The following is a 16405-nucleotide window of genomic DNA, read 5'->3' as shown; positions in this document are numbered from 1 at the left end:
CCTACTTTGCAGCGACCTCTGGCGCAGAACCGTTAATAAACAGCGCCATTGACTCAAGATGCCCCGTATGCGGAAACATATCCAACATCCGCACACGTGCAAGACGATAACCGGCGCTCAGCAGCACTTTGCTGTCGCGTGCCAGCGTGGTCGGGTTACAGGAAACATAAACCACCCGCTCTGGCGCCAGTTTAACAATATGTGACATCACTCCGGCCGCGCCCGCACGGGCAGGGTCCAGCATCACTTTATCAAATCCTTGTGCTGCCCAAGGTTGTTGCTCAACGTCTTCTTCCAGATTTTCATGGAAGAAGCTGGCGTTATTCAGCCTATTCTTATGTGCATTATATTGCCCATTCGCTACCAGTGTGGCAACACCTTCTATGCCCACCACCGCAGCGGCGCGTCGCGCCAACGGCAGGGTAAAATTGCCCATGCCGCAGAACAGATCCAATACCCGATCATTGGGTTGAATACTGAGCCATTCAAGGGCCTGGGCCACCATTTGCTGATTTACGCTGTCATTTACCTGAATAAAGTCACGCGGACTGAAGTCTAAGCGTAGCCCGTCGACCTGATAATACGGCGTTTCACCGCACAGTTTTTCGAGGCTATCGCTGTCCGGCGCCAAATAAATGGCTACGTTTTTTGTCCGCGCAAAAGCCTGCAGGGCCTGGCGGTCATCCTCTTTCAAGGCGTCGAGATGGCGCAGAACCAGTACCGGACCGTTGTCTGCCAGCACCAGTTCGACATGCCCCAGTCGTTTGGCGACCTGCAATGCACTCAGGCAGGCTCGCAACGGCGCCAGTAATTGTTCCAGTTCGGGATGCAGCACCGGGCATTGCGTCACCGGCACCAGATCGCTGGACGCCGCCTGGCGAAAGCCCATCACCAGACGCTGCTGCTTAGGCTGCCACAACAGCCCGAGACGGGCGCGGCGGCGATAGCCGTATTGCGGACCGGCGATCACCGGTTCCTGCTGTGGTGTAACGCCGGTTTCGCGAGCGATCATTCGCACCAGCGCCGCCGCCTTGCTCTGCTGCTGCAGGCTTTCATCCGCGTGTTGCTGCTGGCAGCCGCCGCACATGCCAAAATGTGGGCAGCGTGGTTTGACACGTTGCGGACTGCAACTGAGCAGGTGCTTTAACCTGCCTTTGGCAAACTTGTTTTTTTCTTCCGTCAGTTGGACTTCCGCCTGCTCACCCGGTAATACCCCTGGGGCGAAAATCGCTTTGCCGTTGTGGTGTGCCACGCCCTGACCAAAGGGATCGAGATTGTCCACCGTCAGTGTTAACACGGGAGAATTTTGCCGGGTCGTCATGCGGCGTTTCGGAGAGTAGAATTGCGCCATATTTGTCGATTGAGTGCTGGTTCATTTAAAGTAGAGATTGTCCGGCAATTCTCCCACATTGGAAACCCATGACCAAATACAGCCTGCGGGCGCGCATGATGATCCTGATTCTGGCCCCAACGCTGTTGATTGGTCTGTTGCTCAGCACTTTCTTCGTAGTGCATCGCTACAATGAATTGCAAGAACAACTGGTTGACGCCGGCGCCAGCATTATCGAACCGCTGGCAGTGGCCAGCGAGTACGGCATGACATTCCGCAGCCGCGAGTCGGTCAGGCAGTTGGTCAGTCTGTTGCACCGCCGTCATTCAGATATTGTGCGCTCAATTACGGTATTCGATGCGCAGAATAATCTGTTTGTCACCTCCAATTACCATCACAATTTTACCCAGTTGCAACTGCCGAAAGGGGTTCCAATCCCTACGGATCTGATGCTGACCCGGCGCGGCGACTCCCTGATCCTGCGTACCCCGATCCTGGCGGAGAGCCAGTACCCCGACCAGGCTGCCAGCAGCGATCCCCAACAGGACAACCGCCTGGGCTACGTGGCGATCGAGCTGGATCTGCAGTCGGTTCGTCTGCAGCAATACAAAGAGGTCTTCGTCTCCACCCTGCTGTTGCTGTTGTGCATGTGCATCGCGATCCTGTTCGCTTACCGCCTGATGCGCGACGTCACCGGCCCGATCCGCAATATGGTCAATACCGTCGATCGCATCCGTCGCGGCCAGCTCGACAGCCGCGTCGAAGGCTTTATGCTGGGCGAACTGCATATGCTGAAGAACGGCATCAACTCGATGGCGATGTCGCTTACTGCCTACCACGAAGAGATGCAGCAGAACATCGATCAGGCGACCTCCGATCTGCGTGAAACACTGGAGCAAATGGAGATCCAGAACGTGGAGCTGGATCTGGCGAAAAAACGCGCCCAGGAAGCGGCTCGCATCAAGTCCGAATTCCTGGCGAACATGTCGCACGAACTGCGTACTCCGCTCAACGGCGTGATTGGCTTTACCCGCCAGATGCTGAAAACCGAAATGAGCGTCACCCAAACCGACTACCTGCAAACCATCGAGCGCTCGGCCAACAACTTGCTGACCATCATCAACGACGTGCTGGACTTCTCCAAACTGGAGGCCGGCAAGCTGGTGCTGGAGCATATTCCGTTCTCGCTGCGTGAGACGCTCGACGAGGTCATTGTGCTGTTGGCACCGAGCGCCCACGAAAAAGGACTGGAGCTGACGCTGGACGTGCACAACGACGTGCCGGAGCAGGTGATCGGCGATTCGCTGCGGCTACAGCAGATCATTACCAATCTGTTGGGTAACGCGATCAAGTTCACCGAGACCGGCAACATCGATATCCGTGTCGAACTGCGTGGCCTGCAGGACCGCCAAATTGAGCTGGAAGTGCAAATCCATGACACCGGCATAGGCATCTCCGAACGACAGCAGTCACAGCTGTTCCAGGCGTTCCGTCAGGCGGACGCCAGCATTTCGCGCCGCCACGGTGGTACCGGCCTGGGGCTGGTGATCACCCAGAAACTGGTGAAAGAAATGGGCGGCGATATCTGCTTCCACAGCCAGTTGAACCGCGGCTCGACCTTCTGGTTCCACATCACGCTCGATCTGCACGAAGGCATGCTGTCGCTGCCGCCAAGCCTCCCGGATCTGCAAGGCAAGACGTTGGGGTATATCGAAGCCAACCCGATGGCAGCGCAGGCGACGCTCAATATGCTGAACGTCACCCAACTGGTGATTACCCATTCACCTACGCTGGCCCAACTGCCGAAGAAACATTACGACTTCCTGCTGGTCGGCGTGCCTATCCCCTTCCGCGACAATATGGCTCAGCACGAAAGCAAGCTGCTGGCGGCATTGAAGGTCGCTGACCGGGTGATTCTGGCGCTGCCTTGCCAGTCGCAGATCAACGCCGAAATGCTTAAACAACAGGGCGCCGCCGGCTGCCTGATCAAGCCGATCACCAGCAATCGCCTGTTCCCGCTGCTGCGTATGGAAACGCCGCCGCGTATCACCGCGCTGCCGGAACGTAAACGCCTGCCGCTGACGGTGATGGCGGTTGACGATAACCCGGCTAACCTGAAGCTGATCGGCACCCTGCTGGCCGAACAGGTGGAAAAGACCCTGCTGTGTGAAAGCGGGGAAGAAGCGCTGCTACTGGCCCGCGATAACGTGCTGGACCTGATCCTGATGGATATCCAGATGCCGAATATTGACGGAATTCGAACCAGCGAGCTGATCCGCCAACTGCCGCACCATAATTCAACGCCGATCGTCGCCGTCACCGCCCATGCGGTCAGTGGCGAGCGCGAACATTTGCTGCAGGCAGGCATGGATGACTATCTGGCCAAACCGATTGACGAAGCCATGCTGACTCGCGTGTTGGCGCGCTATCACAGCGGTGAACCCGACCCGGTAACCCCGGTTAACGTTAATGAACCGCTGCTGTCGCTCGACTGGGCCCTGGCACTGCGTCAGGCGGCCAACAAGCCCGATCTGGCCCGTGACCTGTTGCAGATGCTGCTCGACTTTCTGCCACAGGTTAGCGAACGCGTGCAAGCGATGCTCGACGGCACGCCGGACGCTGACATTCTGGATTTGATCCACAAACTGCACGGCAGTTGCAGCTACAGCGGCGTACCGCGTCTGAAACAGTTGTGTTTCTACCTTGAACAGCAGTTGCGTCGGGGAGTGAGCAGCGACGATTTGGAGCCGGAATGGCTGGAGCTGCTGGATGAGATTGAGTTGGTCAGTCAGGCGGCACACTCTCACCTGGCAAACGGTCGCCAGTCTTAACCCAAAAAACCGCCCTTCTCGTCAAGGGCGGTATGATTAAGTCTGCTGTGCCAGCTTGATGGTTGCCGCGATGTTACGCGCGGTCATACGCACATTGTCCGCCGCGTTTTTCAGCGCCTCTTCCAATGTACTTATGCTATAAAGCACGCTGAAAACAGCGTCCAGACCATGTTGATGGACTATGCCCACGTCAGCCGTCAAACTACCGGCAATGCCGATAACCGGTTTGTTATAACGTTTGGCGATACGAGCTACGCCAATCGGCACCTTGCCGTTGATACTCTGACTGTCAATACGCCCCTCACCGGTGATCACTAGTGTCGCATCGCGTACTAGCGCATCCAACCCCAATGCTTCGGTGACAATCTCAATTCCGGGCCGCAGTTCTGCATGACAAAATGCCAGCAACGCCGCCCCCATGCCACCGGCAGCACCAGCCCCAGGCACCTTGTCTACATCAATATGCATATCCCGGGTAATCACCTGCGCATAATGCTTGAGGCAGTCGTCAAGCAGCCCTACCATTTGTGGCGTTGCCCCTTTCTGTGGGCCGAAAATCGCCGAAGCGCCCTGCCGGCCGGTCAATGGATTGGTCACATCGCAGGCTACCTCAAAGCGACACCGTGCAATACGCGCATCCAGCTCACTGAGATCAATGGTCGCCAACTGTCCCAGTTGCCCACCGCCAAAGCCAACGGCGTTCCCCTGCTTATCCAGCAGCTTCGCCCCCAACGCTTGTACCATGCCGGCGCCACCGTCATTGGTGGCGCTGCCACCAATGCCAATAATGCAGTGTTTTACCCCAAGATCCAGCGCTGAACGTATTAACTCTCCGGTACCATAAGACGTAGTATTCAGTGGATTACGTTCCCGCCACGGCACCCGTTCGAGGCCACTTGCAGCAGCCATTTCGATAAAAGCACTCTGCTCGTCGCCGGACAAACCAAAAAAAGCCTGAACTCTGTTGCCTAGCGGGCCGGTCACCTCCACATCCACTTTTCGCCCGCGGGTGGCAGTCACCATCGCTTCCACCGTACCCTCTCCGCCATCGGCGAGCGGTAATTTGATATAGTCGGCATCGGGGAAAATTTCACGAAACCCCGCCTCAATTAGGGTCGCAACCTCCAATGCCGACAAACTTTCTTTGTATGAGTCCGGCGCGATCACTATTTTCATAACTGCCCGCTTCCTCAACTGCACAGGTCCTTCATTGATAAAACGAGCCGACCAGCACTGCCCGGCTCGCCGCTTCTAGCGGGTCACTTCAATCTGCGCCAACTGCTCGTAATAACAGGCCAGTACGCTGTGATCGGCTCCACCCAGTCCGTCAGCCCGCAGCGCCTGCATCATTTCCATGACCGCCCCCGTAAGCGGCAACGGTGCGCCTATCTGCTGAGAGGTATCCAGAGCATTAGCCAGATCCTTAATATGCAGCTCGATGCGAAAACCCGGTTTGAAATTGCGATCCATCACCATCGGTGCTTTGGCATCCAGCACGGTGCTGCCCGCCAGTCCCCCGCGAATGGCCTGATACACCCGCTGTGGATCCACCCCTGCCTTGGTCGCCAGCACCAACGCCTCAGACATTGCTGCGATATTCAGTGCCACGATCACCTGATTTGCCAGCTTGGTGACATTGCCCGCACCGATCTCCCCGGTATGCACTACTGAACCAGCCATCGCTTTCATCACCTCAAAACAACGGTCGAACACCGCCTTATCGCCCCCCACCATCACCGACAGTGTGGCATCTATCGCCTTGGGTTCTCCGCCGCTGACGGGCGCATCCAGCATGGCAATCTGTTTTTCAGCCAGCGCAACGCTGATTTCACGGCTGGCAAGCGGAGCAATCGAACTCATGTCTATCAATACGGAACCGGGTTTACCGCCTTCAATAATGCCATCTTTTCCCAACGCCACCTCCCGTACCTGCGGCGAGTTGGGCAGCATAGTGATCAGAATGTCACTCAGTGCCGCCACCTCTTTCGGGGTTTCTGCCGCCCTAGCCCCTAAAGCGGTCAGTTCAGCTGTGGTTGGTGCGTGGTGATTGAGCACCACCAGCGAATAACCGGCCTTCAGCAGGTTTTTACTCATCGGTTTGCCCATGATGCCCAGGCCAATAAATCCAATTTTCATATGGTTACCCTTCTTTCCTGTCTGCAATAGGTTATTTTTTAAATCGACCACACAACGCCTGAGTGGCGTTGCGAAATACGCCGATATCGCTGCCGACCGCAACAAAGCTGGCGCCCCAATCCAGATAGCGGCGCGCATCGGCCTCGGCCGGCGCCAGAATGCCGCTGGGTTTGCCATGCAGTTTGGCGCGTTCAAAGATGTGGCGAATGGCCGCCTGAACCTGAGGATGATTAGGCTGACCGAGATAACCCAGCGCAGCTGACAGGTCACCCGGACCGACAAAAATACCGTCGACCCCCTCCACCGCGGCAATCTCATCCAGACTGTCCACTCCCGCCTGGCTCTCGATTTGCACCATCACGCTGATGTTGTCGTTAATGGTGGCGAAGTAGTCCGGCACCGTACCGTAGCCGTTACTGCGGTGGGAAACCGATACCCCGCGAATGCCCGCGGGTGGATAGCGAGTTGCCGCCACGGCCAATCGTGCCTGCGCAGCATTCTCAACTAACGGGATCAGGAAATTATCGAAACCGATATCCAGTAAGCGTTTGATGATCACGGGTTCATTACAGGGCGGGCGCACCACAGCGGCACTCTCGCTGTCTTTCAGCGCCATCAACTGCGGCACAAAGGTTGTGATGTCGTTCGGCGCATGCTCACCGTCCAACACCAGCCAGTCGAAACCGGCCAACCCCAGCACTTCAGTAGAGATCGGACTGCCCAACGCCGACCAGCAGCCAATCAGGGTTTCCCCTTGCAGCAGCGAGCGGCGAAAACGGTTAGGAAGAAGGCGACTCTTCATGGCGTTTCCTTGTGGTTCATAATGAAAAAACGGCGACGGCGCTAACGCACCAGGCAGGGACGTTTGGGATCAAAGGTCCAATTCGGCACCAAATACTGCATGCCCTGGGCATCATCGCGAGCACCCAACCCCTGGGTTTTATACAGCTCATGAGCTTTCATCAGCCGATCAGGATCCAGCTCAACACCCAGCCCCGGTTTTTTCGGTACATCAACCCTTCCGCCAATAATTTGTAGCGGTTCACGCGTCAGGCGCTGGTTACCCTCTTGCCAAATCCAATGGGTATCGATAGCGGTGATCCGTCCCGGTGCAGCGGCAGCAACATGAGTAAACATTGCCAGGGAAATATCGAAGTGGTTGTTGGAGTGCGAGCCCCAGGTCAAACCGAACTCATGACACATCTGCGCTACCCGCACCGAACCCTGCAAAGTCCAGAAGTGGGGATCCGCCAGCGGAATGTCCACTGACTGTAACTGCAGCGTATGGCCCATCTGCCGCCAGTCAGTGGCGATCATATTAGTGGCGGTCGGCAAACCGGTGGCACGGCGGAACTCCGCCATAATTTCACGCCCCGAAAACCCCTGTTCCGCGCCGCAAGGATCTTCCGCATAGGCCAGTACGTTGCGCAGCTGTTTGCCAAGGGAGATCGCCTCATTCAACGACCAGGCACCATTAGGATCCAGCGTAATACGCGCCTGCGGGAAGCGTTCCGCCAGTGCAGTGACAGCCTCAGCCTCCTCGCCGCCGGACAGTACCCCGCCCTTGAGCTTGAAATCGTTAAAGCCATATTTCTCATATGCTGCTTCCGCCAACCGAACGACCGCAGCCGAGGTCAACGCCTCCTCATGTCGCAGTCGGTACCAGTCACTACGCTCATCCGACTGGCACTGATAAGGCAGCGGTGTTTTGCCACGATCGCCGACATAAAACAGGTAGCCAAGCATCTCTACTGAGTCACGCTGCTGGCCGTCACCCAATAATGCCGCCACCGGCACCTCAAGAAATTGACCAAGCAAATCAAGCATCGCCGTCTCTATACCGGTGACGACATGGATGGTAGTGCGTAGATCGAAAGTTTGTAGGCCACGCCCCCCGGCATCCCGTTCGGCAAATCGGCTGCGTACCTCTGCCATCACGTTTTTGTATTCACCCAACGTTTTACCTATCACCAGCGGCAAGGCTTCCTCCAGCGTGCGGCGGATTTTCTCGCCGCCCGGCACCTCCCCCACGCCGGTATGGCCAGCGTTGTCTTTCAAGATCACAATGATGCGAGTAAAAAATGGTGCATGCGCTCCGCTTAGATTAAGCAACATGCTGTCGTGGCCGGCGACCGGGACCACTTGCATGGCGGTAATTTTGGCTGCGGTACTGAATGAGGTCATGGTGCTCTCCTTTCTGAAAATCAACGGCCAAAGGCCGGGCATTAGCGCTGTATCGGTTTCAGCTCGATACGTTCGATTTCGCCGACGATGAATAAGTAGCTCACTACCGCCAGCAGAGCATGAATGCCTACGTAGACTAGCGCGCCGTTAAATGAACCCGTGGTACCGATGATGTAACCGATGGCGATAGGCGTGACGATGCCGGAAACGTTGCCGAACATATTGAACAACCCGCCGCTCAGACCGCTGATTTCTTTCGGCGCAGTATCTGCCATCACCGCCCATCCAAGCGCCCCGACGCCTTTACCGAAGAACGCCAGCGCCATAATCGCGACTACCATCCATTCCGTGCTGACGTAATTGCAGAACACCATCGACATCGATAACAACATGCCGAGAACAATCGGCGTTTTACGGGCAAAAGTGAGCGATTGGGTTCGACGCATCAGGTAATCGGAAATTACGCCGCCCAGCACGCCACCGGCAAAGCCGCAAAGGGCCGGCACCGAGGCCACCATACCCGCCTTGAGGATCGACATGCCGCGAGCCTGCACCAGATAAACCGGGAACCAGGTGATGAAGAAATAGGTCAGCGCATTGATGCAATATTGGCCAATATATACCCCTACCATCATGCGTGACTGCAGCAACTGTTTAATCTGATGCCACTTTTCACCTTTGACTTTGACCTGTTGCTCCTGCTTTTGATCCATATTGGTCAAGGCACCGCCGGCTTCGATATAGTCCAGCTCAGCCTGATTGATGCCGGGATGATCCTTAGGATTGTGTAACACCTTCAGCCAGATGAAACTGAGTACAATCCCCAGCCCCCCCATAAAGAAGAAGACGTGTGACCAGCCAACCGTCTGCGTCAACCAGCCCATGATCGGCGCGAAAATAACCGTGGCGAAATACTGGGCAGAGTTGAAAATTGATACGGCAGTGCCGCGTTCATGCGCTGGGAACCAGGCAGCAACAATACGGCTGTTACCGGGGAAGGATGGTGCTTCGGCAAGACCAACCAGAAAACGCAGGGCAAACAGCGATACCACGATGCCAAAGCCGCTGAAAATATCCACGAACCCTTGCAGTAAAGTAAACAGCGACCAGATGAAGATGCTCCAGAAATAAACGCGCTTGGAGCCAAAGCGATCAAGCAGCCAGCCGCCGGGGATCTGCCCGATGACATAGGCCCATGAGAAGGCAGAGAAGATATACCCCATGCCGACCGCATCCAGGCCGATATCCTTGGCCATCGCCGATCCTGCAATCGATAAGGTGGCACGATCGCCATAGTTGAACGAGGTAACGATAAATAACATCACCACAATCCAATAACGCGTGTTGGTTCTCTTTATCGAACTCGTAGCAGAGCTGATTGTCGACATTATGTTCTCCTGAATGATAGCGGATTGCTATATTCACCCTGAACCGCGGATATATTTACCATCTCAGAATGAAACCGATTGAATTAAATTGCGACCAGCATTGAGCAGTGCGGTTAATACGTCAGCGGCAATATTTTTATCCAATGAATTTCACTACGCTGAAAATTATATGCGCCCAGGTTGTCCACCTCATCAGGCAATACTCTAAGGATAACGGTAATATTTCAGATAATTTATGGCATTTGCCCAGGGGAATGGCGATTGGCTCACGAAAAGCCGCACCAGCGCCCGTTAACGTGACTTGCTTCACAACCTGCTGTTCCGATGCCAAATAATCCGTGCTCAACCGTAGTTAATCCAGGTCATTTGCATAATGCCCGGCAATATCGACATGCCTATACTGATTAACGAGCAATCGTGCCGGTTACTATTTTCAGCACCGCCTAAATAAAAACTTTGGGGTGACAAGCATGTCCGAAATCAATAACACCAATGAGACGCCGCTTTATATAAAAGTCAATAACAGCGATAATGTCGCCATCGTCGTCAATAATCACGGCTTGCCAAAAGGCACGTTATTTTCCTGTGGATTGCAGCTGCTGGAACACGTACCCCAAGGGCATAAAGTGGCGCTGTACGATATAGCTGCGGGTGAAAGTATTGTCCGCTATGGCGAGATCATCGGCCATGCGTTGCGCGCTATTTCACGCGGCGGATGGATTGACGAATCACGGGTATCGTTGCCCGAAGCCCCAAAGCTGAGCCACCTGCCTCTGGCTAATAAGGTGCCGACACCACAGCCAGTGCTTGAAGGTTACTATTTCGACGGTTACCGTAATCCTGATGGCAGCGTTGGTACCCGAAATCTGCTCGGCATCACCACCAGCGTGCACTGCGTCGCCGGTGTCGTGGATTACGTGGTAAAGATTATCGAACGCGAGTTGCTGCCACGCTACCCCAACGTCGATGGCGTAGTCGGCCTCAACCATCTCTACGGTTGCGGCGTCGCGATCAACGCTCCGGCAGCAGTAGTGCCTATTCGCACCATTCACAACCTGGCCATTAACCCCAATTTCGGCGGTGAAGTGATGGTGATTGGCCTCGGCTGTGAAAAACTGCAGCCGGAACGCCTGCTGCTGGGCCCGCCTGACGTGCAGGTCATTTCAGTCGACGAGAATCATATTGTCCGTTTGCAGGATGAGAAATATCTTGGTTTCCAATCGATGGTCGATGGCATTTTGACGATTGCCGAACGTCATCTGCAACGTTTGAACACTCGTCGTCGCCAACGCTGCCCCGCCGCAGAGCTGGTGGTAGGCATGCAGTGCGGCGGTAGCGACGCATTTTCCGGTGTAACCGCCAATCCTGCTGTGGGTTTTACCTCTGATTTATTAGTGCGTTGTGGCGCAACAGTCATGTTCTCGGAAGTTACCGAAGTACGCGACGCCGTGCATTTGCTGACGCCAAGGGTGTCGGATGAACAAGTTGGCAAGCGCTTACTGGAGGAGATGGCCTGGTACGATACTTATCTCGAGGCCGGTCAAAGCGATCGCAGCGCCAATCCTTCACCGGGCAATAAAAAAGGGGGGCTGGCCAACGTGGTAGAAAAGGCTTTAGGTTCCATCGCCAAATCCGGTACCAGCGCCATCGTAGAGGTGCTTTCTCCCGGCCAGCGCCCCAGCAAACGCGGACTGATTTTCGCCGCAACGCCCGCCAGCGACTTCATCTGCGGCACTCAGCAACTGGCTTCAGGTATGACATTGCAGGTCTTCACCACCGGTCGCGGAACGCCTTATGGCCTGGCTGCAGTGCCAGTAATTAAAATGGCGACTCACAGTGCCCTGGCTAAGAGATGGTACGATCTGATAGATATTGACGCCGGCACCATTGCCAGCGGCGAAGCCACCATCGAGCAGGTGGGTTGGCAGCTGTTTGAGCTGATTCTGGACATCGCTAGCGGGCGCAAAAAAACCTGGGCAGATCGCTGGGGGCTACACAACGCGCTGGCGGTATTTAACCCGGCTCCGGTGACCTGAGCCGTTCAGGCATCAGCATCTAACTGCAGGCTGATATACAACAGCAGGCGATCGTCAAAGCTGCCCAAATTAAGCCCGGTCAACTCCGCAATTCGGTTGAGGCGGTATTCCAGGGTATTACGGTGAATATACAAGGCTTTGGCGGTCGCCGTTGGCTGCACGTTATGCAGAAACCAGGCCGCCAATGTACGCAGCAGTAAACCATTGCCATCCATAGATTTGAGCCGCGCCAGCGGGCGCGTCAGTTCATCGGCTTGCCAACCGCCACGCAGGCTATCCAGCAGGACTGGCAACATCAGATCCTGATAATAATAGGTACGTTGTTCTGCCATGCGTTGTTTGCCGACCATCAGGGTAGTGCGCGCAGTACGATAAGATCTGGCAATGCTGCCCGGGCCGGTAAAGTAGTTGCCAAGCGCAATACGTACACGAAGCCTGCTGCTGTCATTCATTCTCGATAACAGGCTATCGACCCGCCGCCGATGATCTTCAGCATCCCATCGCCCGTGGTTATTGAGCGCCGGTTTTAGCACCACCATCTCACTCAGTGAAACTATGGCAATCAAATTGTTGCGTTCCGGCATGGTCAGCAGCGTTTGCAATTGCTGCAACTCAGCCATCGCACTGTCGACACCAAGCTGGCCGCTGTCCACTTCCACCACTGCGGCCACCCGCGGCTGATTAGGATCAATCCCCAACCTTTGTGCCCACTCCATCAGCGCCGGGGAAAGCTCATCGGTGCGGATCAGGTTCAACACCAGTTCCTCTCGCAATCTGCTGTCCTGGGCCAGCATGTGTAGCAACCGCGCCTGTTCCAGCATCATTTCAGCCGTCATACAGACCAGTTCACCATACTGACGCAATTGGCTCGGGTTACCGGTCAAACCAATAACGCCCACAATGCGTCCATCAATGCGCAACGGCAGATTAACGCCAGGGCGAACTCCGTGCAGGTGTCGTGCAACCCCTTCGTCAATATCTACTACCCGCGCCTGAGACAATACCAGTAGTGCCCCCTCATGCAGTTCTCCCATCCGTTCGCGATCGCCACTGCCGATAATCTTGCCGCGCGCATCCATCACATTGACATTACTGCCAATGATTTGCATGGTGCGCGCAACGATTTCTTGCGCCAGCTTGCCATCGAGATGGTATTGCGACATGCCATATTCTCCTGCCCCGAAGGGTGCCAAAGGCCCAGCATAGCGACGGCGATCGTCAGGCACATTGTGCAGTTGCCCAAAGCTCAACGGCGGCCACTGAAGTTGTGGCAAGGCTCACAGTTTCAAGTTGATGCCATGAAAAAGGCACGCCGTAGCGTGCCTTGTAAGTGGAAACCGGTTGGCAATGATTACTGCATCAGCAGGTACAAGCTGGTGTCGCCGCGCAGGATATTCAGCGCCAGTACCGAAGGTTTGCTGTCGAGGATCTTGCGCAATTCACCCAGGTTCTGGATCGGCTGTTGGTTAACGCCCAGGATCACGTCACCTTTTTTCAACCCAATACGTGCGGCAGCGCTGCCGGCTTTAACGCTATCTACCTTCACGCCTTTCTGGTTGCCGACCTGGCCATTGCTCAGTTCGGCACCTTCGATGCCGGTGTAAATATTGCCGGATTCAACCTGCGTTTGAGTGCTTTGCTCCAGCGTGACGTCAACGGTAACAGGCTTGCCGTCGCGCAGAATGCCTAACGACATTTTGCTGCCCACCGGCAGAGTGCCAATTTCCGCGCGGAACGACGCAAAGCTGGAAATGGCTTTACCGTTCATGGTGACAATCACATCACCGGCCTTGATGCCCGCCTTGGCGGCAGAAGATTTCGGCATCACCTGGCTGACGAACGCCCCGCGCTGCGCGTCCACTTTCATCGCTTTCGCCAGTTCAGAGTTCAATTCGGTGCCCATAATGCCCAATTCACCGCGTTTGACCTGGCCGTACTCGACCATTTGCGCGGTCAGGTTTTTCACCATGTTGCTCGGGATAGCGAAACCGATACCAATGTTGCCGCCGTCCGGCGCCAGGATCGCGGTGTTGATGCCGATCAGTTCGCCGTTGAGGTTAACCAAAGCGCCGCCGGAGTTGCCGCGGTTAATTGCCGCATCGGTCTGGATGAAGTTCTCGTAGTTCTCGATGTTCAATCCACTGCGACCCAACGCAGAAACGATCCCGGAAGTGGCGGTTTCGCCCAGCCCATACGGGTTACCGATGGCCACTGTGTAATCACCGACCCGCAGTTGTTCGGAGTCCGCCATCTTGATCGCCGTCAGGTTCTTGAAGTCTTTCAGCTGGATCAGCGCAATATCAGAACGCGGATCCTTGCCGATCACCTTGGCGTCAAATTTGCGACCGTCGCTCAGTTGGACCTGAATTTTGTTGGCATTGTCCACCACGTGGTTGTTGGTCACCACGTAGCCTTTGGCCGCGTCAATCACCACGCCGGCGCCCAGCGCCTGGAATTTTTGCTGCGTGCCCTGATCAGGAGCCCCCGGTTCAGCACCGGCCCCCCCCTGACACATCGGCGAACCCTGGAACGGCGAACCGTCCTGGCAGAACGGTGAATCTTCACCGAAGAACTGTTGGAACTGCTGTGGCATCTTCGGCGTATTGACCGTGGTGCTGCCTTCAACATTGATGCTGACCACGGAAGGCATCACTTTTTCCAGCATCGGTGCCAGGCTCGGCAATTGCTGCGTGCTGGAAGACGCGGTTTCTGCGGCGACGGCCGTCATCGGGCCCATCGCCATACCAATACTGAATGCCAATGCGCTCAGAACTAATGCGATTTTTTTCATCTGTGTGTCTCTTCTAAAGTCGTTCAGAAAGTATTAGGGTCTTTGTGCATAGTGAGAGCCTATTAATAACCCGAAGTTCCGGCGCAGATTATTGGTAATAGTAAACAAATATTGTCCGTCTTTACAAAACTCCAAATAAGCTCGCGGCGCCAGGAAAACGGCTTAAAATAATATTAATTAGCCGAATGAATTATTCCGCAGCCATTAATCTGCGGTATTCGTCATAGGCATAAAGATCGGTCATGCCGCTGATATAATCCTGCAGCAAACGCGCGCGGAAATAATACTCCCGGATAGCCAGTTGCTCGGGCGACAGGTGCTGCAAACCTTCAATCGCTTCGATATACGCCAGGCGATGTTTGGTCGAGAGCTTGTGAAACAGGCGTGTTTCTATCGGATAAGCACGATGGCTGTCTTCCTGCACCAGCCGGGTAAAATCCGCCAAGGACATTGCCAGCAACGGGCTGTAGATATCCAGCAGGCCGCTGATCACCCGGTAGCCCTGCAGCTCAAGCTGTTCGACTTCCGGATGGTTGAAGACGTGTTTGAAGGCAACATTCTTGAATATTTTCAACAGTTGGTAAGCCGGGCTGGAATCCTCCAGCAGCGCCTGATTAAAGTTTCCCTGGAAAACCGCATCCAGATTATCAATAAACCGCTGCGCCGCATGCGGGACCAAACGTGCCACGGTGAAAACTCGCAAATACATGAAGAATTGATCTTCAGAACTGCGCCGCGCACCGCCGCGATCGATTTTGCGAAAAGCGCTGGCCACGGTTTTATCAAACAAATCTCCCGGCGTGACCTCGCCCCATTCCTGAGTTAAATGCTGGTAAAGCTGTTCGACGGTGAAAATGTTTTTTTCCACCGCGTCTTCCAAATCCGCCACGCAGTACGAAATATCGTCAGCAGCTTCCATAATATAGGTCAATGGGAAACGGTCGAACTCGCCCATATTCAACTCACGCCGCAACCGATCGACAAAAGCCTCTTCCGCCAGATAAAAGCCCGGCTTTTTCATCAGGTAGTTGTGGCTGGCTGGAATATCGCTGGCCCAGTAGGCCGGGCGGGTATATTTCAGGATACAGCCCACCTGTGCATAGGTCAGGTTAAGCTTCAGCAGGGTATAAACCAGCCGGATTGCCTGGGCATTACCTTCGAAGTGGCTGAGATCGTGACGAATGCGGCTGCGCAGGCGGTTAAGATCGCTCTCGCCCTCGTGCAAACGCAATACGCTGACCTGACAGCGATCGTGACTGGCGGGCTCACTGCCACAGCTGGCGGGATCGAGCCGCTGCGAAAACCAGTCGTTAATCGCCGACTCGCCAAAATGGCCGAAAGGCGGGTTGCCGATGTCGTGCATCAGACAGGCCATTTCGACAATGCTTTCAAAAGGATCGAGCAGTTTGGTCAGGCCGAGCTCGTCGATCCGCCCTTCCTGTTTGAAACGATTAAGGATCTCTTTGGCGATATGCCGCCCTACCTGTTGCACTTCCATGGAGTGCGTCAGGCGGCTGCGCACCGCGGCATTGCGTTCGAGCGGGAACACCTGGGTTTTTTGCTGCAGACGGCGAATGGCGGCGGAATTGACAATACGCCCGCGATCGCTCTCGAACTGCCGCACTATGTCGTATTCTTCTTCGGCTTCAATCGGCTTGCTGAAGGGCCGTTGGAAGCTGATTTTCTGCTTAAAGTCGATCCCGGACATC

At 55.3% G+C, this 16405-nt stretch carries 11 protein-coding genes; 2 read left to right on the top strand and 9 right to left on the bottom strand.

Annotated features, from left to right (window positions below; genetic code table 11):
* Position 1: 1 nt before the first annotated feature.
* Positions 2-1351 carry a 23S rRNA (uracil(1939)-C(5))-methyltransferase RlmD gene (gene rlmD, locus LQ945_RS17120; protein WP_270101308.1) on the bottom strand — a complete coding sequence of 450 codons (1350 nt, stop codon included), beginning with the start codon at positions 1349-1351 and terminating at the stop codon, positions 2-4.
* A 68-nt stretch (positions 1352-1419) separates the two neighbouring features.
* On the opposite strand from rlmD, the gene barA reads away from it, so the two are divergent.
* Positions 1420-4161, top strand: coding sequence for a two-component sensor histidine kinase BarA (gene barA, locus LQ945_RS17115; protein WP_270101307.1), 2742 nt, complete (start codon positions 1420-1422; stop codon positions 4159-4161).
* 36 nt (positions 4162-4197) lie between these two features.
* Here the strand turns inward: barA and LQ945_RS17110 are convergent, their stop codons facing one another.
* From LQ945_RS17110 to LQ945_RS17090, 5 genes are all read right to left on the bottom strand, one after another.
* Complete coding sequence (locus tag LQ945_RS17110; protein WP_270101306.1) at positions 4198-5337, bottom strand: glycerate kinase; 1140 nt, start codon at positions 5335-5337, stop codon at positions 4198-4200.
* Positions 5338-5412: 75 nt separating this feature from the next.
* The gene (gene garR / locus LQ945_RS17105) at positions 5413-6297 is read right to left on the bottom strand and encodes a 2-hydroxy-3-oxopropionate reductase (protein ID WP_270101305.1); all 885 of its coding nucleotides are present in this window, start codon (positions 6295-6297) and stop codon (positions 5413-5415) included.
* A gap of 31 nt (positions 6298-6328) precedes the next feature.
* Positions 6329-7099, bottom strand: a complete 771-nt coding sequence (gene garL, locus LQ945_RS17100) for a 2-dehydro-3-deoxyglucarate aldolase (protein ID WP_270101304.1) — start codon at positions 7097-7099, stop codon at positions 6329-6331.
* A gap of 41 nt (positions 7100-7140) precedes the next feature.
* Complete coding sequence (gene gudD, locus LQ945_RS17095) at positions 7141-8481, bottom strand: glucarate dehydratase (protein ID WP_270101303.1); 1341 nt, start codon at positions 8479-8481, stop codon at positions 7141-7143.
* A 41-nt stretch (positions 8482-8522) separates the two neighbouring features.
* The gene (locus tag LQ945_RS17090; RefSeq protein ID WP_270101302.1) at positions 8523-9869 is read right to left on the bottom strand and encodes an MFS transporter; all 1347 of its coding nucleotides are present in this window, start codon (positions 9867-9869) and stop codon (positions 8523-8525) included.
* A 470-nt stretch (positions 9870-10339) separates the two neighbouring features.
* Here LQ945_RS17090 and garD point away from each other — a divergent pair, with 470 nt between their 5' ends.
* On the top strand, positions 10340-11905 hold the full coding sequence (gene garD / locus LQ945_RS17085; protein ID WP_270101301.1) for a galactarate dehydratase: 1566 nt from the start codon (positions 10340-10342) through the stop codon (positions 11903-11905).
* A 5-nt stretch (positions 11906-11910) separates the two neighbouring features.
* Here garD and LQ945_RS17080 read toward each other — a convergent pair whose 3' ends face one another.
* From LQ945_RS17080 to dgt, 3 genes are all read right to left on the bottom strand, one after another.
* A complete protein-coding gene (locus tag LQ945_RS17080; RefSeq protein ID WP_270101300.1) occupies positions 11911-13068 on the bottom strand; it encodes a CdaR family transcriptional regulator in 1158 nt (385 codons plus the stop codon).
* 188 nt (positions 13069-13256) lie between these two features.
* Complete coding sequence (gene degP, locus LQ945_RS17075) at positions 13257-14696, bottom strand: serine endoprotease DegP (RefSeq protein WP_270101299.1); 1440 nt, start codon at positions 14694-14696, stop codon at positions 13257-13259.
* A 190-nt stretch (positions 14697-14886) separates the two neighbouring features.
* Positions 14887-16404 (bottom strand): dGTPase, encoded by a 1518-nt coding sequence (dgt, locus tag LQ945_RS17070; RefSeq protein WP_269935003.1) that lies wholly within the window; start codon positions 16402-16404, stop codon positions 14887-14889.
* Position 16405 lies beyond the last annotated feature (1 nt).

Origin of the sequence: Serratia liquefaciens (assembly GCF_027594825.1) — a bacterium.
GTDB lineage: Bacteria > Pseudomonadota > Gammaproteobacteria > Enterobacterales > Enterobacteriaceae > Serratia > Serratia liquefaciens_A.
Note: the sequence above shows the minus strand (reverse complement) of the source record. Positions and strands in the feature narration are given on the sequence as shown.